Genomic DNA, 17231 nt, shown 5'->3' with positions numbered 1-17231 from the left:
GGAGCGTCGCGATGACGACCTATTCGGTGCACTTGCCGGCTGAGGCGACCCCGGGATCGACCGCCGGGCTGGACCGAGCCGTCCTGGTGAAGGACGGCTTCCATTGGCTCGCCCTGTTCTTCCCGCTGCTTTGGCTGTTGTTCAACCGCCTGTGGTGGGCGCTGCTGGCCTTCGTGGTTCTGACGGTCGGCGTCGTCCTGACCGGTCGGGCTGCGGGCATCAGCGACCAGATCCTGGCCGTGCTGGACATCCTGATCGGGCTGTTCGTCGCCATCTCGGCGTCGGACCTCAAGGCCTGGGGGCTCGCCCGGCGCGGGTATACGATCGTCGACGTGGTCACGGGTTCGTCGCGGGACGAGGCCGAGCGCAGGTTCTTCGACCGCTGGCTCGAACGGGCGCCCCTGGCTCCCGCGCCATCCCGCCCGAGCGCGACGCGGCCGACCCATGACCCCCGCCCTCAGCCGCAAGTGCTGGGGCTCTTCCCCGACCCCGGAGCGGCCCGATGAGCGTCGTCATCATCGATTACGGTTCGGGTAACCTCCATTCGGCCCAGAAGGCTTTCGAACGGGCGGCGCGCGAAGCCGGCCTAAGCACGCCCGTGGCCCTGACGTCCGACCCTGAGGCGGTGCTGAGCGCCGAGCGCATTGTGCTACCTGGCGTGGGGGCCTTCGCGGATTGCCGCGCCGGCCTGGACGCCGTGCCGGGCATGGTGGAGGCGCTTGAAGAGGCGGTGCGGCGCCGCGGCAAGCCGTTCCTGGGCATCTGCGTCGGCATGCAGCTCATGGCGAGCCGTGGGCTGGAGTACGTGACCACCGAGGGCCTGGGCTGGATCCCGGGAGACGTCACGCTGCTCCAGCCGTCCGACCCCTCGCTGAAGATTCCGCACATGGGTTGGAATACACTGACCGTGAAGCGGGACCATCCGCTGCTCGACGGCGTCCCGACCGGGCCTGAGGGCTGGCACGCCTATTTCGTGCATTCGTACCATCTGGCGGCCGCCGACCCGTCCTCGGTGATCGCCGAGACCGAGTACGGCGGCCCGGTCACCGCGATGGTGGGCCGCGACAACATGGCCGGCACGCAGTTCCATCCCGAAAAGAGCCAGAAGCTCGGGTTGGCCCTGATTTCAAACTTCCTGAGGTGGCGCCCGTGATCCTGTTCCCCGCGATCGACCTGAAGGAAGGCCGTTGCGTCCGGCTGGTGCAGGGCGACATGGCGATGGCGACGATCTTCAACGAGGACCCCGCCTCGCAGGCCGCGGAATTCGAAGCGCAGGGTTTCGAGTGGCTGCACCTGGTCGATCTCGACGGCGCCTTCGCGGGTCGCCCCGTGAACGCGCAGGCGGTCGAGGGAATCCTGTCGCGGGTCAAGCTGCCGGTGCAACTTGGCGGCGGCATCCGCGACATGCGCACGGTCGAGGGTTGGCTCGGGCGCGGCGTCAAGCGCATCATCATCGGCACGGCCGCCGTGAAGGATCCCGCCTTCGTGCGTGAGGCCGCCCGGCGCTTTCCGGGACAGATCGCCGTGGGCATCGACGCGCGCGACGGCCGCGTGGCGGTGGAAGGCTGGGCCCGGCTTTCGGAGATGTCGGCCGAGGATCTTGGGCGCTCGTTCGAGGACGCCGGGGTGGCGGCGATCATCTACACGGACATCGCGCGCGACGGCATCCTGACCGGGCTCAACATCGAGGCCACGCTCGGCCTGGCGCGCGCGGTCGGCATTCCGGTGATCGCCTCCGGCGGCCTTGCGTCCATCGAGGACGTGAAGCGGCTGCTGCAGCCCGATTGCGCCGTGCTGGAGGGGGCCATCTCGGGCCGGGCCCTTTATGACGGTCGGCTCGACGCGGCCGAGGCCTTGAGGCTCATCGCATCGGCCAGGGCGGAGCGCCGCGATGCTTAAGGTTCGGGTCATCCCCTGCCTGGACGTGAAGGACGGACGCGTCGTCAAGGGCGTCAACTTTGTCGGCCTCCGGGACGCCGGCGATCCCGTCGAAAGCGCGATCGCGTATGACGCGGCCGGCGCCGACGAGCTCTGCTTCCTCGACATCACGGCGAGCCACGAGCGGCGGGGCACGCTCATCGACGTGGTCACGCGCACGGCCGAGGCGTGCTTCATGCCGCTGACCGTGGGCGGCGGCGTTCGCACCGTGGAGGACATCCGCGCCCTGCTGCTTGCGGGCGCCGACAAGGTGTCGATCAACACGGCCGCGGTGAAGGACCCCCAATTCGTCCGGCGCGCCGCCGAGAAGTTCGGCGTGCAGTGCATCGTGGTCGCGATTGACGCCAAGAAGGTGTCCGGGCCTGACGAAGAGGACCGCTGGGAGATCTTCACCCATGGCGGGCGCTCGCCGACAGGCATCGACGCGATCGCCTTCGCGGAGCAGGTCTGCGAGCTGGGCGCGGGCGAGATCCTGCTGACCAGCATGGACCGGGACGGGGTGAAGACGGGCTATGACATCGCCCTCACCCGCGCCGTGGCGGACGCCGTGCCGGTCCCGGTCATCGCATCCGGCGGCGTCGGCAATCTCGACCACCTGGTGGAGGGGGTTCGGGACGGGCACGCCAGCGCGGTGCTGGCGGCGTCGATCTTCCACTTCGGGGAATACACGGTGAGGCAAGCCAAGGAGCGGCTCGCGGCCGCCGGGCTGCCGGTGAGGATGGATTGATGGCGTTCTCGCTCGAGCAACTCGAGGCCTACCTGGCGGAGCGCGCCAAGGCGTCACCCGAGGAATCCTACACGGCCAAGCTCCTGGCCAAGGGACCGGCGCACGCCGCCAAGAAACTGGGCGAGGAGGCCGTCGAGGCCGTGATCGCCGCTGTCGAGGGGGACGTCCAAGCGTTGAAGATGGAAAGCGCGGACGTTCTCTATCATCTGTTAGTCGTGCTTCGCGCGCGTGGCTTGTCGTTGCAGGATGTCCTCGACGAACTCGCGCGCCGGACCGCGCAAACCGGGCTCCAGGAAAAGGCGTCGCGCCCGAAAGGGTGAGCAGCGCCCTCCCCTCGCCCCATTCAAGGAGCGCGCATGAACGAGCGCGTCACCCCCAGGCAGGACGAGCTCTCGCCGTACCGCGTGTTCACGCGGGACGAGTGGGCGGCGTTGCGCGCGGACACGCCGCTGACGCTCGGCGTCGAGGACCTGATCAAGCTGCAATCTCTGCATGACCCGATCTCCCTCGAGGAGGTCGTGGCCATCTACCTGCCGCTGTCGCGCCTGCTGTCACTCTACGTCGCAGCCACCCAGGGGCTGTTCAAGGCGACTCAGCGCTTCCTGCTCGCGGAGGACGGGAAGGTGCCCTACGTGATCGGCATCGCCGGATCCGTTTCGGCCGGCAAGTCGACCACCGCCCGCGTGCTGCGCGCGTTGCTGTCGCGCTGGCCGAACACGCCCAAGGTGGACCTGGTCACCACGGATGGATTCCTCTATCCGAACGCGGTGCTCCAGCGCGAAGGCCTGATGGAGAAGAAGGGCTTTCCGGAAAGCTATGACGGGCTCGCGCTGACCCGCTTCCTCTCCCAGGTGAAGGCCGGGGAGCGCCAGGTGCGGGCGCCGATCTATTCCCACCTCACCTATGACGTGATGCCGGACGATTTCGTCACCGTCGACCGCCCGGACATCCTCATCGTCGAGGGGCTGAACGTTCTGCAGCCCAGCAGGCTGTCGCGGGACGGGAAGACGGTCCCGTTCGTGTCCGACTTCTTCGATTTCTCGGTCTACCTGGACGCCGAAGAAGACCTGCTCGAAAAGTGGTACGTGTCCCGCTTCATGACCTTGAGGCAGACGGCGTTCCGCGACCCGCGCTCCTACTTCCAGAAATATGCGGACCTGACGGACGCAGAGGCCGAGGCCGTGGCCAAGGCCATTTGGCATCGCACGAACCTGCCGAATTTGCGCGAAAACGTGCTTCCCACGCGGCCCCGGGCCAGCCTTATCCTCACCAAGGGCGCAAGCCACCGGATCGAGCGGGTGGCGCTGCGGAAGCTTTAACCGCTCAGGGCAGGGCGCGACTCCTCGTAGCCCGGCCCCTCATCCCTGTTTCACGTGAATCCAAGATGCGCCGCCAAGGGCTCGCGCTGTTTCACGTGAATCGCAAGCATCCTCAGATCAGCCCATTGTCCCGGGCCAGATCCAGCAGCCGCACCTCAGGCCGCGCACCGACATGCTGGATCACCTCCGCGGCGGCGAGTCCACCCAGGCGGGCGCATGTGACCGCATCCATGTCTCGGGCGACCCCGAACAGGAAGCCGGCCGCGAACAGGTCCCCTGCCCCGGTGGTGTCGACCAGGTTGTCGATCGGGAAAGCGTCCACCGCCTGGGTTTCCTCGCGCGTCACAACAAGGCATCCCTCTTCCGAGCGGGTCACGACTCCGAGCAGGTTCTCGTCGCGCAGCGCCGCGACGGCGGTCGCGAAGTCGGCCGTCTGGTAGAGGCTCTTGAGCTCGCTCTCGTTGGCGAAGACAATGTCGAGCGCGCCGGTGCGCATCAGGTCCAGAAATTCGTCCCGGTAGCGGTCAACACAGAAACTGTCGGAGAGCGTCAGGGCGACGCGCCGTCCGGCGGCGTGGGCGAGTTGCGCCGCGTGCCGGAAGGCCTGCTTGGCGTGGTCACGATCCCAGAGATAGCCTTCCAGATAGACGATGCTGGACGCAGCCACGACCTCGGCATCGACGTCCTCCGGCCGAAGGTTCTGGCAAGCGCCCAGATAGGTGTTCATGGTGCGCTCGCCGTCCGGCGTCACCAGGATGAAGCTGCGGGCCGTCGCCGGTCCGTCCGTCGCCGGCGCGGTCGGGAAATGCACGCCGATGGCACGGATGTCGTGCGTGAAGTGCCGGCCCACCTCGTCAGCCTTCACCTTGCCGATATAGGCGCCCCGCCCACCGAAGGACGCGACGCCCACGATGGAGTTCGCGACCGAGCCGCCGGAGATCACGGTGGCGGGCCCCATGGCGTTGAACAACCGCTCCGCCTCGTCCTCCTCGATGAGCCGCATCGAGCCCTTGTTGAGGTTGTTGGCCACGAGAAAGTCGTCGTCGGTTCGGGCCAGGACGTCCACGATGGCGTTGCCGAGGCCGAGGACGTCGTAGAGCGGAGAGGACATGGAGGGCGGCCCTTTCAGTTGCGTGCCGCCCGTTTCGCCCACCGGCAGCCCAGGGTCAAGGCGTCGTCAGCCGCGGGCGCGCCGTTGGGCGCCGTCCAGCACCGCGTCGATGGCGGCGAGCTCGGCTTCGTCGAGCGTGGTGATCGTGCGGGCCAGCCGATTCGCAAGGCGGGTCGCGGTTGGCGAAAGCCCGGCCGTGTCGACGATGATGCGGGGATGCGACAGGTCGGCGAGCCGCAGCAGCTCCTCGGCGTCATCCCAGATAATGTTGAAATACTGGATCACGCGCTGGACGAAGCCCCAGTTGGGGCGGCCGCGGCGGCCATGCTCTAACGCAGACAGATAGGTTGGCGTGACGCCGAGCGCGGCGGCCATGTCCTTGAGGGCGACGCCTCGCGCGGCCCTCAGTTCCCGCAGGCGCGCGCCGAAGGGGGTCATAGCGTCCCGCCTCGCTGGCGGCGGATGCGGATGTAGAGCGCCCCGGTCCCGCCATGATGCTGCGCGGCCTCCTCGAATCCCACGACCACGGTGCGGAGATCGGGTAGCCGAAGCCAGTGGGGCACGATGCGGCGGAGAACGCCGCGTTCCTCGAACAGGCCTCCTCGGTCCACGGCGCCCCCACCCTTGCCGGTGACGACCAGCACAACCGTGTGCCCCTGACCCTGGGCCCGGTACAGAAAACCGCGCAATGCGTCATGCGCCTCCGCCTGCCGCATGCCATGCAGATCGATGACGGCGTCGATCGGGTGGCTGCCCCGGGACAGGCGTTGGCGGAGTCGCCGCTCCAACGGCGCAAGCGGGGTCAACGCTGGCGCGGGGGATTTCGGGGCCGGTTTTTCAGGCTGGCGCGGCTGGGCGGAGCCAGGCGTTGGGGCCGCAACCGGCGGCTCTGGCGCGGGGGGCGGCTCCACCCGGGCCTGACCGGGCATCGGGTTCACATGGCGGGTGACATGGGCCCAGAGCGCCACCTCGTCACTCGTGAGGGAGCGGCGACGGCGGTGGTTCATGGCGCTCCTTCCCGTGGGAGGAGGACCACGAAGCGACCCGCATGGCGCACGAGGCCGGCCTGCGTTCCCGCAGCAGCTCCGGAGCCGAAGAAGATGTCGGCCCGCGCGGCCCCGAGGATGGCGGAGCCGGTATCCTGGGCGATCATGAGCTGGGCGAAGGGCTTGCCTGTCGCGGAGGTGAGGTCGGCGTCGATCCAGAAGGGAAGGCCGTAGCTCCACAGAGTCCGGTCCACCGCAATCGACCGCAACGGTGTGAGCGGGACGGAGGCGGCGCCGATGGGACCCGCGCCGGGATCCATCCCCTCCCCGAAGGCGAAGAAGACATAGGACTGGTTGAGGCGCATGATCCGACGCGCGTCCGCCGGGTTGGCGCGGAGCCAGGCTTTCAGCTTCTCCAGGGACATTTCATCGAGGGTCATGTGTCCTTCGGACACGATCACCTTGCCGATGGAGGTGTAGGGCCGGCCGTTCCGACCCGCATAGACGAGTCGGCGAATGGAGCCGTCCGACAGGCGGACCCGGGCCGAGCCCTGGACCTGCGCCAGGAAGAGTTCGACCTCGTCGCGTACATACAGGAGCTCCAGCCCACGTCCGGACAAGGCGCCGTTCCAGATCGCGGCGCGATCGGGATAGGGCTCGAGGACGTCCCCGGCCTTGCGGGCGGCGGCGAGGGCAGGGTCCAGGCCGGGGACGCCGCCCTGGGGGAAGGAGACCAAGTCGTCGGGCTTGGCCAGAACGGGGACCGCAAAGGCTTGCGTCGGGACCAGCGAGCCTTCCATTTCAGGCTCGTAGTAGCCCGTCAGGAAGCCCTCTCCCGAAGCAGGTCGAACCCGGTAGGCCGTGAACCGGTTTTCGAAAAACGCGCGGGCCGCTGACGAGCCCTTTTCCCCTTCCGCCAAGGCCTGGCGGCAGACCGCGACCAGCGCGCCCGGCGCTGGCGTACCCGGTCGAAGAACCGCTCCGCGTTCCGCGACGCCCCGGCACGTTCGGAGAAAGGTGGAGTAGGCCGCGGCGTGGTCATCCGCGGCCCATCCGGGGATCTCGTCGAAGCCCAAAGGCTCGAGGCTGGATCCGCCGGGGCCCGGAAGGATGGCGGGGGGTGCGGCGGGCATGGCGGAAGACTCAGCTGAACGACTCGTGGTCCCAAGCACAGCCGCCCCGACGAGGCCCAAAGCGAGGGCTTGAACGAGGCGGGGCATGGGCGGCTCAGTGACCTGCTTCGGTGGCGACCAACTTCCAGTTGGGATCGCGAGAGCCGGTCTCGCGGGCGAACGTCCAGACATCCGTCACGTCGACGACCTTCGCCGAGTCGCCGTCGATCACGGTTCCGGCGCGATCGCGGGTGGCGGTGATGAGCTTGGACAGGAAGCGCACGGTGATCTGGGCGCTCTTGCCGCGCAGTTGGGCGTCAGCCAGTTCCGCCTTGTCGATGGACACGAAGGTGGTCTCCACCTTCTCCCCGCGCTTTTCGCGCTCGGCGATGGCGTTGACGAACCCCTCATAAACGTCCTTCGACAGCAGGTCCTTGAGTGCCCTCCGATCGCCCTGGGCGAAGGCGGTGACGATCATCTCGTAGGCGCCCTTGGCGCCTTCCCGGAACTGGCGAGGATCAAACCCGCCATCGGCGGCGGCGATCGCGTCGAAGGAGGCCGCCAGGGGGGTGCCCTCCTCGGCGAAACCCTTCCATCGGTCCGGATCCGGCTGGCCCGTCGCAGGCTGGGGCTGGTCGGCGGCCCGATCGAGGCGCACGACATTGGAGTCGTTGGCAGGCGCCGGCGCCTGCGGCTGGGGTCGGCGCACCATGGGCGGCCGCTCCGCGCCAGTGCGCGTTCCCAGGACCGAGCGGAGACGCCAGATCACGAAGACCGCCAAGGCCAGGAAAATGATGGTCGTGAGGTCAAAGGAATCTTGCATCGTCCAAACGTCTCGCGCCGCCTCGGCCCTGCGCCGAAAACCCTGCCTCCCTATATGGACTCTCCCGCGCCCGACTTCCACCCACGCCGCCTTGTGGGGGCGCCCATTCCGTGTTAGCCCGCGACCCGAAGAGCCGTCGTCAGCCGGCCGCAGCTTGGACAACGTCGCCCTCCCGGAGAGGGCGCCAGCAGGAGACTTCCCATGGCCAACGGAAACGGCGCCGCCGGCGCTCCCGAGCAGGATCTCGCGCCCGCGCTCAACGCGCTGGCCCAGTACATCAAGGATTTCTCGTTCGAGAACCCCAACGCTCCCCGTTCGCTGGCCCCCCAGGAGAACCCGCCGCAGATCTCAATCTCGGTGAACGTCAACGCCAAGCAGATCGCCGAGACGGATTTCGAGGTCGAGCTGACGCTCGAGGGTAAGGCCGGCGAAGCTCCAAACCTGCTGTTCAGCTTCGAGCTTCTCTACGCCGGCATCTTCCGGGTGCAGAACATTCCGCAGGAGAACGTTCATCCGGTCGTGATGATCGAGTGCCCGCGCCTGCTGTTCCCGTTCGCCCGCCAGATCGTGGCGGACGCGGTGCGCAACGGCGGCTTCCCGCCCCTGTTCATCGACCCGATCGATTTCGCGGCGCTGTTCCGCCAGCGCATCGCCGAGGTCGGGCAAGGCCAGCCCGCGAACGCCTGACGCCAGCGGCTTCGCTCGTGAAAAAGCCGGCTTCGCGCCGGCTTTTTTGTTGGCTGGGCCCGAGCGGCCGCGCTCAGGACGCTTCCTTGGCGGCCTCCGGCTCAGGCAGGTACTGCCTCCACACGATCTCGCCTTTCAGGGTCGCGATAAACCCTTCATGCGCGGCAAGCTCCGCCGCCGTGAGGCGGGACGGGAGAGGCTCGGGGCGCACCAGTTGCCGAACGCTGATCGTGGCCCGTTCAACCGCCGTCTTGACGCCGGCCGCCACCAGACCCAGGTCGGCCTGCCGGCCGCCTAGAAGCTCGATGTAGACCTCGGCCAGGAGTTCAGCGTCGAGCAAGGCGCCGTGCTTGACGCGGCGGGACGTATCGACCCCGAAGCGAGAGCACAAGGCGTCCAGGGTCGCCGGCGCGAAGGGGAATTTCCGCTTCGCCATGGCCAGCGTGTCGACCACGCGCTCCGCCACGATGGGCCCGTGCCCCAGGCGGCCGAGCTCCGCGTTCAGGAAGCTGACGTCGAAGGACGCGTTGTGCGCCACCATCTTGGCGTCGCCGATAAAGGCGACGAAGTCCTCCGCCACGGCGGCGAAAATCGGTTTGTCCGACAGGAATTCGCTGGAAAGGCCATGCACGGCGAAGGCCTCGGCCGGCATGTCCCGCTCGGGATTGATGTAGACGTGGAACGTGTTCCCGGTCGGCACATGGTTGAGCAACTCCACGCAGCCGATCTCGACGACGCGGTCGCCGCCGAGAGGGCTGAGCCCGGTAGTCTCAGTATCGAAGACGATCTCGCGCGCGCTCATTCGGGGTCCTAGCTGGATTGGCTCAACCGCATCGCAGCCACCCGTCCGGGGCGGCCTGAGCAGGCCCGAATCACACCCAGCACGCCGCGGCGCGCTTCCTCGAATCCGCGGCTCGTGTCGACGACCCAATGGGCCCGGGCGCGCTTGTCCGAATCAGGCATCTGCTTGGCCAGAATGGCGGCGAACCGCTCCTCGGTCATGCCCGGCCGGGCGAGAACCCTCTGCTTTTGCACAGCCGCAGGCGCGCTGACCACAAGAACGGCGTCGCAGCGCCTCTCGCCGCCGGTCTCGAACAGCAGCGGGATGTCGAGCACGGCGAGCGGAGCGCTTGCTCCCGCTGCATCTTTGAGAAATCGGGTTTCGGCCTGGCGCACCAGAGGATGAACGATGTCCTCAAGACGTTTCAGCGCGGCCCGGTCGTCCAGCACACGGCGACCCAGTTCCTGCCGATCGACCACGCCCTCATGCACGACGCCCGGGAACGCCGCCTCGATCAACGGCGCTCCCTCTCCCCGATACAGTTCGTGGACGGACGCATCGGCGTCGTACACGGGAACGCCCGCCTCCCGAAAGAAGCCGGCCGTGGCCGATTTCCCCATGCCGATCGAGCCAGTCAGGCCGAGGATGAAGGTCATCCCGGGGCTCGCGCCAGATCGTCTACGATCACCTGCCGCAGCTCCGGGGTCACCTCCGGGCGGCGCCCGAACCAGTGCTCGAATCCAGCGGCAGCCTGGTGCAGCAGCATGCCCAATCCGTCCACCACCTGGTGTCCCCTGGACCGTGCCTGGGCCAGCAGAGCCGTCTCCAGCGGGACGTAGACGATGTCCGTAACGACCGCGCTCTCCTTCAGGCCATCCAGGTCTATGTCGAGCGGCGGCTGGCCCTTCATCCCGAGCGAGGTCGTGTTTACGAGGAGGTCCGCCGGCGGCAGAAGCTGGCCGACGGACTCCCAACCAACGGCCTGAACTCGGCGCCCGAAGGATTCGGCCAGCGCCTCAGCCCGATCGCGGGTCCGGTTGACGACAGTGACCAACTCGACGCCCCGGTCCAGCAGGCCGGCGACGATGGCGCGAGACGCCCCGCCGGCGCCGAGCACGACCGCGTGCGCCGCCTTGCGGTCCCAGCCAGGGGCGCCGGCATCAAGGCTGGCCAGGAAGCCCACGATATCGGTGTTGTCTCCGTGCAGGACTCCCCTTTCGATCCAGACCGTGTTGACGGCCTGCAAGGCCCGGGCGCGGTCCGTCAGGACCTCGACGGTCCGATAGGCGGTCTCCTTGTGCGGCACCGTGACGTTGCAGCCGACATACCCCCGCGCCTGCAGGGTTCGGAGAAATCCCACCATATCGCCCGGCGCGACCTCCTCGACCCCATAGGATCCGGGCAATCCCAAGGTCTTGAGCCAGTAGCCGTGGATCAAGGGGGAGCGGGAGTGCTTGGCGGGCCACCCAACGATGCAGGCGCGAGGCTCGGGACGGGTCACTGCGGGACGACCCCAAGCTGGCGGAAAAAGGCGAGCAACGGCATGAGCGGCAGTCCCAGGATCGTGAAGTGATCGCCCTCGATGGCCTCGAACAGATGAATGCCGAGGCCTTCGAGTTGATAAGCGCCGACGCTGGCGAGTGGCGCGTCTCCAGCGGCGTCCAGATAGCGCGCGATCATGCCTTCCGACAATGCGCGCACAGTAAGCCATGCCGTCGACGCCGTTTCGAACAGCACCTTGCCATCTTTCACCACCGCGGCGGCAGAACGCAGAGCGTGGCGTTTCCCGGACAGCATTCGCAGCTGTTCCTCGGCTTCGGCCCTGTCAGCCGGCTTGTGGAAAGCCGCCCCGTCGCAGGCCAGCGTCTGGTCGGCGCCCAGCACGAGACGCCCGGGACGAAGCCCCGACACCGCAGCAGCCTTGGCGCGAGCCAGGCTCAAGGCCACCCCAGCGGGGTCAGCGCCCTGGTCGCGGGCCAATTGTTCAGCCGCTCGCTCGTCGATATCGGCCGCCAGGGCTTCCAGGGGGATGCCGGCCGCCGAGAGGATGGCGATACGGGCGGCGCTGCGGGACGCCAGAACGAGCGGCTCGTCGGCCGTCCAAAGAAGGGCGCCGCTCATGTCACTCCACGATGAATTGCAGGCGGTGGCGCTTGAGGTGGTCCATGATCGCTGCGGCGGTCTCTTCGATGGACCGTCGGGTCACGTCGATGATGGGCCAATTGTGCCGCGCGCAGAGCTTGCGCGACAGCGCGACCTCCTCCGTCACGGCCGTCTTGTCCACGTAGGGAGTCTGGTCCGAGGCGTTCAGGGTCAGCAACCGGTTCTGCCGGATCTGGACGATGCGCTCGGGGCTCGCGACGAGTCCGACCACCAGAGGATGCTTGACGTGCTCCAGCCCCGGCGGCAGCGAAATCCCGGGCACCAGAGGGATGTTCGCGGTCTTGATGCCGCGGTTCGCCAGATAGATGCTCGTGGGCGTCTTCGACGTGCGACTGACGCCAATGAGGATGATGTCGGCGGTTTCCAGATCCTCCGGCAAGGCGCCGTCGTCATGCATCATGGTGTAGTTCAGCGCGTCGATGCGCTTGAAGTAGTCGCCGTTAAGGACATGCTGGGCCCCGGGGCGATGGGTCGAGACCGTGCCGAGGTAGGACTGGAACATGCTCAGCACCGGGTCCAGGACGGACAGGCAGGGGCACCCGAATTCCCGGCAGGCTTCCTCGAGGCGGCCGGCCAGCTCAGGCTCCACAAGCGTGTAGAGCACCATCCCGGGCGCGGCCTCGAGCTCGCCCAGCACCCGCTCCAGCTGGGTCGACGTTCTCACCAGCGGATAAACGTGCTCGATGGCCGAGATGCCCTGATACTGGGCCGCCGCGGCCCGGCTGACCGCGATCAGCGTCTCGCCCGTCGCGTCGGACACCAGGTGGAGGTGGAAATAGCTGCGTCCCAAGAGGGCGATCCTTCCGCCGGCCTCATCCACACCCCTGTGGGCCATTGTGGACGGTGTGGACAAATCTCATGGCCCAACCGGCCGCTGGGGGCAATCTGGCAAGAGCACGGAGAACGATCAACAGCCGAAGACGGCGGGGCCTGAATCCGGCTCGAGATGCCCACACAGGTGGATGAAGGATTCGTTAACGGCCGGTGCAAGCGCAGCGCCATCGACCCCCAAGCCAAGCGGCCCTTAATGAATCGTTAACAACCTGCCCGGTTCGCGCTCCTCACGACGGCGGGCAGCCGTGCTTGGCGATGACGCCGGCAACCTGTGTCCGACCTGTGGAGAGCGTGGCGTTCCGCAGGCGGGCAGTCTAAGAGAAAGGACAAAAATAAGAGTCTTAGAAAGGATATTTGGAAGTGAGCTCATCCTCTCTCCCGGGCGGCAAACCGCTCCTCCGGGTGCTGGCCGGTGAACGGCTCCCCAAGCCGCCGATCTGGATCATGCGGCAGGCGGGACGCTATCTGCCGGAATACCGGGAGCTGCGGGCCACGACCGCATCCTTCATGGAATTCTGTTACTCACCCGTTAAGGCCGCCGAAGCCACTCTCCAGCCGATCCGTCGCTTCGGGTTCGACGCGGCGATTCTCTTCTCCGACATCCTGGTGGTGCCGGACGCCCTCGGGCAGGAAGTGACCTTCGCGGAGGGCGAAGGGCCTCGTCTGCATCCGATCACGCTGGACGGCGGTCTCTCTCGCCTGGCCGACGAGATCGACCTGGAACGCCTTTCGCCCGTGTTCGAGGCCATCGAGCGGGTCAGGGCCGGCCTTGGCCCGGAGACCACGTTCCTGGGCTTCTGCGGGGCTCCCTGGACCGTCGCGAGCTACATGATCGCCGGCAAGGGGACACCCGAGCTGGCGCCCTCCCGTCTGCTCGCCTATCGGGACCCGGATTTCCTGGTCGCCCTGATTGACCGGCTGGTCGAGGCGTCGATCCGCTACCTGGTGCGGCAGTTCCAGGCCGGCGTAGATGCCGTGCAGATCTTCGAGAGCTTCGCGGGGGCGCTCACCGCGTCCGGCTTCGAGCGCTGGTCCCTTCAGCCGATCCGCCGCATCGTGGACGGCGTGAGGGCCCAGGTTCCGCACGCGCGCATCATCGTGTTCACCCGCGCGGCGGGAGCAGGCCACCGGCTGACGGCCGAACGGACGGGCGCGGACGCCGTCGCGCTGGACTGGGCGGTCAACGGCGCGTGGGCGGCGGAGAACGTCCAGGCGCTCAAGCCGGTGCAGGGCAATCTTGATCCCTTGACGGTCGTGGCGGGCGGCCAGGCGCTGGAGGAAGGGGTTAGGGACGTGCTCGCCGCATTTTCCAGCGGCCCGCATATCTTCAACCTGGGGCATGGAATCGTGCCCGAGACGCCGGTCGAGAATGTCGGCAAGTTGGTGAAGCTGGTGCGGGGAGAGACTGCGTGACGTACGAATGGGTGAAGGCGCTGCATGTCGTGTCCATCATCGCCTGGATGGCCGGCATGCTCTATCTGCCGCGCCTGTTCGTCTACCACGCGGACGCGGTGAAGGGCTCCGACAAGTCCGAGACCTTCAAAATCATGGAGCGGCGGCTCCTGAAGGCGATCATCAACCCGGCCATGATCGTGGCCTGGCTCGCCGGCCTCTGGCTGGTGTGGCAGGGCGGCTGGTGGCGCGCCGGCTGGTTCCACGGCAAGTTCGCCCTGGTGCTGATCATGTCCGGCGTCCACGGGATGCTGGCCCGCTACGTCAAGGACTTCGCCGCCGACCGGAACCAGCGCTCCGCCAAATACTACCGGGTGATCAACGAGATCCCGACGGTGCTGATGATCGGGATCGTGATCCTGGTGATCGTGAAGCCCTTCTGATAGACGTGCGGCGACTCCGGCGGGGCTTGTGTCCCGCCGGAAAAGCGAGTATCCGTCAATCCGCCTCCCTTGAGTGGTTTGGTTCGCGCTCCGCATCGGCACCGCCGATGTATCGGCCGACGCCACCGCAGGAACCGACCCATTCGGTCCCACGTTTTCCTCAACCCACCGCTCGCCGACGCCCGCTGACGCGGGCCGCGACTCCCAGGACATACCCATGCGGGAAATCAAGCTTCAGGACCTCAAGGCGAAGTCCCCGACGGAGATGCTCGCCTTCGCAGAGGAACTGCAGGTCGAGAACGCCGGCACCATGCGCAAGCAGGAGCTGATGTTCGCCATCCTGAAGCAGCTCGCGTCCAACGAGGTCGAGATCATCGGCGAGGGCGTGGTGGAGGTCCTGCCCGACGGGTTCGGGTTCCTGCGATCGCCTGACTCGAACTATCTTGCGGGGCCGGACGACATCTACGTCTCTCCGTCCCAGATCCGTCGCTTCGGCTTGCGCACCGGTGACACCGTCGAAGGGCAGATCCGCAGCCCAAAGGAGGGCGAGCGCTACTTCGCGCTGCTCAAGGTCAACACGATCAATTTCGAGGATCCGGAGAAGGCCCGTCACAAGGTCAACTTCGACAACCTCACGCCGCTTTATCCCAACCAGCGGCTGAAGCTCGAAATCGAGGATCCGACCCGCAAGGATTACTCGCCGCGGATTATCGACATCGTGTCGCCTATCGGCAAGGGACAGCGCGGCCTGATTGTCGCGCCGCCGCGCACCGGCAAGACGGTGCTGCTGCAGAACGTGGCCCAGTCGATCACCACCAACCATCCCGAGTGCTACCTCATCGTGCTGCTGATCGACGAGCGGCCGGAGGAAGTCACGGATATGCAGCGCTCGGTGCGCGGCGAGGTGGTGTCCTCGACTTTCGACGAGCCCGCCTCCCGGCACGTCCAGGTGGCAGAGATGGTCATCGAGAAGGCGAAGCGCCTGGTGGAGCACGGACGCGACGTGGTGATCCTGCTGGACTCGATCACCCGCCTGGGCCGCGCCTACAACACGGTCGTGCCGTCCTCCGGCAAGGTGCTGACCGGCGGCGTGGACGCCAACGCTCTGCAGAGGCCGAAGCGCTTTTTCGGCGCGGCGCGCAACATCGAGGAAGGCGGCTCGCTGACCATCATCGCGACCGCGCTCATCGACACGGGCAGCCGCATGGACGAAGTGATCTTCGAGGAGTTCAAGGGCACCGGTAACTCCGAGATCATTCTGGACCGCAAGGTCTCGGACAAGCGCGTGTTCCCGGCCCTGGACATCACCCGCTCGGGCACCCGCAAGGAAGAGCTGCTGGTCCCGCCTGACGTGCTCAAGAAGATGTATGTGCTGCGCCGCATCCTCAACCCGATGGGCACGGTGGACGCGATCGAGTTCCTCCTCGACAAGCTGCGCCAGACCAAGACGAACGCCGACTTCTTCGATTCCATGAACACCTGATCGAGGCGGTCGCGGCGGTTTCGGACAAACGCTGCACCTCGTCCCGGGAGGCCCCGCATGACGGCTTCGGCGCGCCATGCCTTCAGCGACGATACGATCTTCGCTCTGTCGAGCGGCGCCGGGCGCGCCGCTCTTGCCGTGATTCGGGTCTCCGGGCCGGAAGCGGCCGCCGTCGTCCGGACCGTCGCCGGCCTGCAGCCACGGGCGCGAGTGGCTGCGCTGCGCCCCTTAAACGACCAAGCTGGCCAGTTGATCGATCGGGGCCTGGTCCTGTTTTTCGAAGCCCCGGCCAGCTTCACCGGCGAGGACGTAGCTGAGTTCCAGATCCATGGTGGTCAGGCGGTCGTCGCCGGCCTGCTTCGCACCTTGGGACAACTTCCCGGTCTGAGGCCCGCGCGCCCCGGCGAGTTCACACGCCGCGCCCTGCTCAATGGAAAGCTCGACCTGACGCAGGCGGAAGCCATTGCGGACCTGATCGATTCGGAAACGGAACAGCAGCGGCTGCAGGCTCTTCGGCAATTCGACGGCGCGCTTTCGGAGCGGGTCGGATCATGGAAAGACGCGCTAACCGAAGCTTTGGCCCTGATCGAAGCCGATCTCGACTTCTCCGATGAGGCTGACGTGTCGGGTAGCGCCAATCAGGCCGAGGCGCCCCTTGCCCGTGTTCACGCGGACATCAAGGTCCAGCTCGGCTTCCACGGCGCCGAGCGCATCCGGGATGGGGTGACCGTGGTCGTGGCGGGCCCTCCCAATGCGGGGAAGTCGACGCTGCTCAATTGGTGGGCCGGACGGGACGCCGCCATCGTCACGGAAATCCCTGGAACGACCAGGGATTTCGTCGAGGTGGACATCGAGCTCGACGGCATACCCGTGCGCCTCGTTGATACAGCGGGTTTGCGCGATACTGCTGATCCCGTTGAGCGCATTGGGGTCGAGCGCGCTCGCCAGAGGGCCCAGAGCACTGACATTGTGCTGTGGCTGGACCCGGACGGATCAGAGCCAAACGTCCCGACGGGTTCGGCGGTCGTGATCCCGCTGCGCAGCAAGAGCGATTCGGTCACGACACTTTCGGCAGGATCCGGGCTTTGCATCTCAGTCCTGACCGGTCGGGGAATGGATGAGTTGCGCGCCAACTTGTCCGAGCAGGTGCGGCGCCTTGCGAATCCGGAAGGGGCTCTGCTGACCCGGGCGCGCCATCGCGTCGCGCTCGAGAGTGCACGACCCCACCTCGATCAGGCGCTCGCGACCCTGCGGGTCGGTGGGCCACTCGAATTCGTTGCAGAAGATATCCGGCTTGCCCTGCGCGCTCTGGACGAGTTGCTAGGCTTCGTCGGACCTGAGGACGTACTGGATCGGCTCTTTGCAAGCTTCTGCATCGGCAAGTGATTCACGTGGAACATGCCGGCCTGGTATGCGCGGTGGCGTCCGGCAT

21 protein-coding genes are annotated in these 17231 nt (G+C 67.1%); 11 read left to right on the top strand and 10 right to left on the bottom strand.

Annotated features, from left to right (window positions below; genetic code table 11):
* Positions 1-11 precede the first annotated feature (11 nt).
* From SLNSH_RS12030 to coaA, 6 genes are read left to right on the top strand one after another with little or no spacing between them, the layout of a single operon-like run.
* Positions 12-506: a DUF2628 domain-containing protein gene (locus SLNSH_RS12030; protein WP_106337234.1), complete on the top strand. Its 495-nt coding sequence runs from the start codon at positions 12-14 to the stop codon at positions 504-506.
* Positions 503-1153 carry an imidazole glycerol phosphate synthase subunit HisH gene (gene hisH, locus SLNSH_RS12025; RefSeq protein ID WP_106337233.1) on the top strand — a complete coding sequence of 217 codons (651 nt, stop codon included), beginning with the start codon at positions 503-505 and terminating at the stop codon, positions 1151-1153. The genes SLNSH_RS12030 and hisH overlap by 4 nt, the downstream gene beginning before the upstream one ends.
* Positions 1141-1899, top strand: a complete 759-nt coding sequence (hisA, locus tag SLNSH_RS12020) for a 1-(5-phosphoribosyl)-5-[(5-phosphoribosylamino)methylideneamino]imidazole-4-carboxamide isomerase (RefSeq protein WP_196240248.1) — start codon at positions 1141-1143, stop codon at positions 1897-1899. Before hisH ends, hisA begins: the two co-directional genes overlap by 13 nt.
* On the top strand, positions 1892-2665 hold the full coding sequence (hisF, locus tag SLNSH_RS12015; RefSeq protein WP_106337232.1) for an imidazole glycerol phosphate synthase subunit HisF: 774 nt from the start codon (positions 1892-1894) through the stop codon (positions 2663-2665). The genes hisA and hisF overlap by 8 nt, the downstream gene beginning before the upstream one ends.
* Positions 2662-2985: a phosphoribosyl-ATP diphosphatase gene (locus tag SLNSH_RS12010; protein WP_245422292.1), complete on the top strand. Its 324-nt coding sequence runs from the start codon at positions 2662-2664 to the stop codon at positions 2983-2985. The genes hisF and SLNSH_RS12010 overlap by 4 nt, the downstream gene beginning before the upstream one ends.
* Before the next feature lie 36 nt (positions 2986-3021).
* A complete protein-coding gene (gene coaA, locus SLNSH_RS12005) occupies positions 3022-3984 on the top strand; it encodes a type I pantothenate kinase (protein WP_106337230.1) in 963 nt (320 codons plus the stop codon).
* A 112-nt stretch (positions 3985-4096) separates the two neighbouring features.
* Here the strand turns inward: coaA and SLNSH_RS12000 are convergent, their stop codons facing one another.
* The 5 genes from SLNSH_RS12000 to SLNSH_RS11980 all read right to left on the bottom strand — a co-directional run bounded on the left by SLNSH_RS12000 (position 4097) and on the right by SLNSH_RS11980 (position 8016).
* A complete protein-coding gene (locus SLNSH_RS12000; protein WP_106337229.1) occupies positions 4097-5095 on the bottom strand; it encodes an adenosine kinase in 999 nt (332 codons plus the stop codon).
* Between the two features lie 66 nt (positions 5096-5161).
* The gene (locus SLNSH_RS11995; protein ID WP_106337228.1) at positions 5162-5533 is read right to left on the bottom strand and encodes a helix-turn-helix domain-containing protein; all 372 of its coding nucleotides are present in this window, start codon (positions 5531-5533) and stop codon (positions 5162-5164) included.
* A complete protein-coding gene (locus SLNSH_RS11990; RefSeq protein WP_106337227.1) occupies positions 5530-6102 on the bottom strand; it encodes a Smr/MutS family protein in 573 nt (190 codons plus the stop codon). The genes SLNSH_RS11995 and SLNSH_RS11990 overlap by 4 nt, the downstream gene beginning before the upstream one ends.
* Complete coding sequence (mltA, locus tag SLNSH_RS11985) at positions 6099-7214, bottom strand: murein transglycosylase A (RefSeq protein ID WP_245422291.1); 1116 nt, start codon at positions 7212-7214, stop codon at positions 6099-6101. Before mltA ends, SLNSH_RS11990 begins: the two co-directional genes overlap by 4 nt.
* A gap of 94 nt (positions 7215-7308) precedes the next feature.
* The gene (locus SLNSH_RS11980) at positions 7309-8016 is read right to left on the bottom strand and encodes a Tim44/TimA family putative adaptor protein (RefSeq protein ID WP_106337225.1); all 708 of its coding nucleotides are present in this window, start codon (positions 8014-8016) and stop codon (positions 7309-7311) included.
* A 201-nt stretch (positions 8017-8217) separates the two neighbouring features.
* Here SLNSH_RS11980 and secB point away from each other — a divergent pair, with 201 nt between their 5' ends.
* Complete coding sequence (gene secB / locus SLNSH_RS11975) at positions 8218-8703, top strand: protein-export chaperone SecB (protein ID WP_106337224.1); 486 nt, start codon at positions 8218-8220, stop codon at positions 8701-8703.
* Positions 8704-8776: 73 nt separating this feature from the next.
* Here the strand turns inward: secB and dnaQ are convergent, their stop codons facing one another.
* From dnaQ to SLNSH_RS11955, 5 genes are read right to left on the bottom strand one after another with little or no spacing between them, the layout of a single operon-like run.
* Positions 8777-9505, bottom strand: a complete 729-nt coding sequence (gene dnaQ / locus SLNSH_RS11970) for a DNA polymerase III subunit epsilon (protein WP_106337223.1) — start codon at positions 9503-9505, stop codon at positions 8777-8779.
* Positions 9506-9513: 8 nt separating this feature from the next.
* Positions 9514-10140: a dephospho-CoA kinase gene (gene coaE / locus SLNSH_RS11965; RefSeq protein ID WP_106337222.1), complete on the bottom strand. Its 627-nt coding sequence runs from the start codon at positions 10138-10140 to the stop codon at positions 9514-9516.
* The gene (locus tag SLNSH_RS11960) at positions 10137-10985 is read right to left on the bottom strand and encodes a shikimate dehydrogenase (RefSeq protein ID WP_245422283.1); all 849 of its coding nucleotides are present in this window, start codon (positions 10983-10985) and stop codon (positions 10137-10139) included. The genes coaE and SLNSH_RS11960 overlap by 4 nt, the downstream gene beginning before the upstream one ends.
* Positions 10982-11605 (bottom strand): Maf family protein, encoded by a 624-nt coding sequence (locus SLNSH_RS25370; RefSeq protein ID WP_245422282.1) that lies wholly within the window; start codon positions 11603-11605, stop codon positions 10982-10984. The genes SLNSH_RS11960 and SLNSH_RS25370 overlap by 4 nt, the downstream gene beginning before the upstream one ends.
* A 1-nt stretch (position 11606) precedes the next feature.
* A complete protein-coding gene (locus tag SLNSH_RS11955; RefSeq protein ID WP_106337307.1) occupies positions 11607-12437 on the bottom strand; it encodes a pyruvate, water dikinase regulatory protein in 831 nt (276 codons plus the stop codon).
* Between the two features lie 404 nt (positions 12438-12841).
* Between SLNSH_RS11955 and hemE the strand changes: the two genes are divergently transcribed.
* The 4 genes from hemE (at position 12842) to mnmE (ending at position 17185) form a co-directional block, all read left to right on the top strand.
* Positions 12842-13894, top strand: a complete 1053-nt coding sequence (gene hemE / locus SLNSH_RS11950; RefSeq protein ID WP_280954470.1) for a uroporphyrinogen decarboxylase — start codon at positions 12842-12844, stop codon at positions 13892-13894.
* On the top strand, positions 13891-14316 hold the full coding sequence (gene hemJ, locus SLNSH_RS11945) for a protoporphyrinogen oxidase HemJ (protein WP_106337220.1): 426 nt from the start codon (positions 13891-13893) through the stop codon (positions 14314-14316). The genes hemE and hemJ overlap by 4 nt, the downstream gene beginning before the upstream one ends.
* Before the next feature lie 217 nt (positions 14317-14533).
* Complete coding sequence (rho, locus tag SLNSH_RS11940) at positions 14534-15799, top strand: transcription termination factor Rho (RefSeq protein WP_106337219.1); 1266 nt, start codon at positions 14534-14536, stop codon at positions 15797-15799.
* 57 nt (positions 15800-15856) lie between these two features.
* Positions 15857-17185: a tRNA uridine-5-carboxymethylaminomethyl(34) synthesis GTPase MnmE gene (mnmE, locus tag SLNSH_RS11935; protein ID WP_106337218.1), complete on the top strand. Its 1329-nt coding sequence runs from the start codon at positions 15857-15859 to the stop codon at positions 17183-17185.
* Positions 17186-17231: the final 46 nt, after the last annotated feature.

Origin of the sequence: Alsobacter soli, assembly GCF_003004785.1 — a bacterium.
In the GTDB taxonomy this organism is placed as follows: Bacteria; Pseudomonadota; Alphaproteobacteria; order Rhizobiales; family Beijerinckiaceae; genus Alsobacter; species Alsobacter soli.
This window is presented reverse-complemented; position numbering and strand designations above follow the sequence as displayed.

What these genes read in the sequence shown, in the direction of transcription:
- SLNSH_RS12030 (WP_106337234.1), top strand. Translation starts at nt 12, where the DNA reads ATGACGACCTATTCGGTGCACTTGCCGGCTGAGGCGACCCCGGGATCG.
- hisH (WP_106337233.1), top strand. Translation starts at nt 503, where the DNA reads ATGAGCGTCGTCATCATCGATTACGGTTCGGGTAACCTCCATTCGGCC.
- hisF (WP_106337232.1), top strand. Translation starts at nt 1,892, where the DNA reads ATGCTTAAGGTTCGGGTCATCCCCTGCCTGGACGTGAAGGACGGACGC.
- coaA (WP_106337230.1), top strand. Translation starts at nt 3,022, where the DNA reads ATGAACGAGCGCGTCACCCCCAGGCAGGACGAGCTCTCGCCGTACCGC.
- SLNSH_RS12000 (WP_106337229.1), bottom strand. Translation starts at nt 5,095, where the DNA reads ATGTCCTCTCCGCTCTACGACGTCCTCGGCCTCGGCAACGCCATCGTG.
- SLNSH_RS11995 (WP_106337228.1), bottom strand. Translation starts at nt 5,533, where the DNA reads ATGACCCCCTTCGGCGCGCGCCTGCGGGAACTGAGGGCCGCGCGAGGC.
- SLNSH_RS11990 (WP_106337227.1), bottom strand. Translation starts at nt 6,102, where the DNA reads ATGAACCACCGCCGTCGCCGCTCCCTCACGAGTGACGAGGTGGCGCTC.
- mltA (WP_245422291.1), bottom strand. Translation starts at nt 7,214, where the DNA reads ATGCCCGCCGCACCCCCCGCCATCCTTCCGGGCCCCGGCGGATCCAGC.
- SLNSH_RS11980 (WP_106337225.1), bottom strand. Translation starts at nt 8,016, where the DNA reads ATGCAAGATTCCTTTGACCTCACGACCATCATTTTCCTGGCCTTGGCG.
- secB (WP_106337224.1), top strand. Translation starts at nt 8,218, where the DNA reads ATGGCCAACGGAAACGGCGCCGCCGGCGCTCCCGAGCAGGATCTCGCG.
- dnaQ (WP_106337223.1), bottom strand. Translation starts at nt 9,505, where the DNA reads ATGAGCGCGCGCGAGATCGTCTTCGATACTGAGACTACCGGGCTCAGC.
- coaE (WP_106337222.1), bottom strand. Translation starts at nt 10,140, where the DNA reads ATGACCTTCATCCTCGGCCTGACTGGCTCGATCGGCATGGGGAAATCG.
- SLNSH_RS25370 (WP_245422282.1), bottom strand. Translation starts at nt 11,605, where the DNA reads ATGAGCGGCGCCCTTCTTTGGACGGCCGACGAGCCGCTCGTTCTGGCG.
- rho (WP_106337219.1), top strand. Translation starts at nt 14,534, where the DNA reads ATGCGGGAAATCAAGCTTCAGGACCTCAAGGCGAAGTCCCCGACGGAG.
- mnmE (WP_106337218.1), top strand. Translation starts at nt 15,857, where the DNA reads ATGACGGCTTCGGCGCGCCATGCCTTCAGCGACGATACGATCTTCGCT.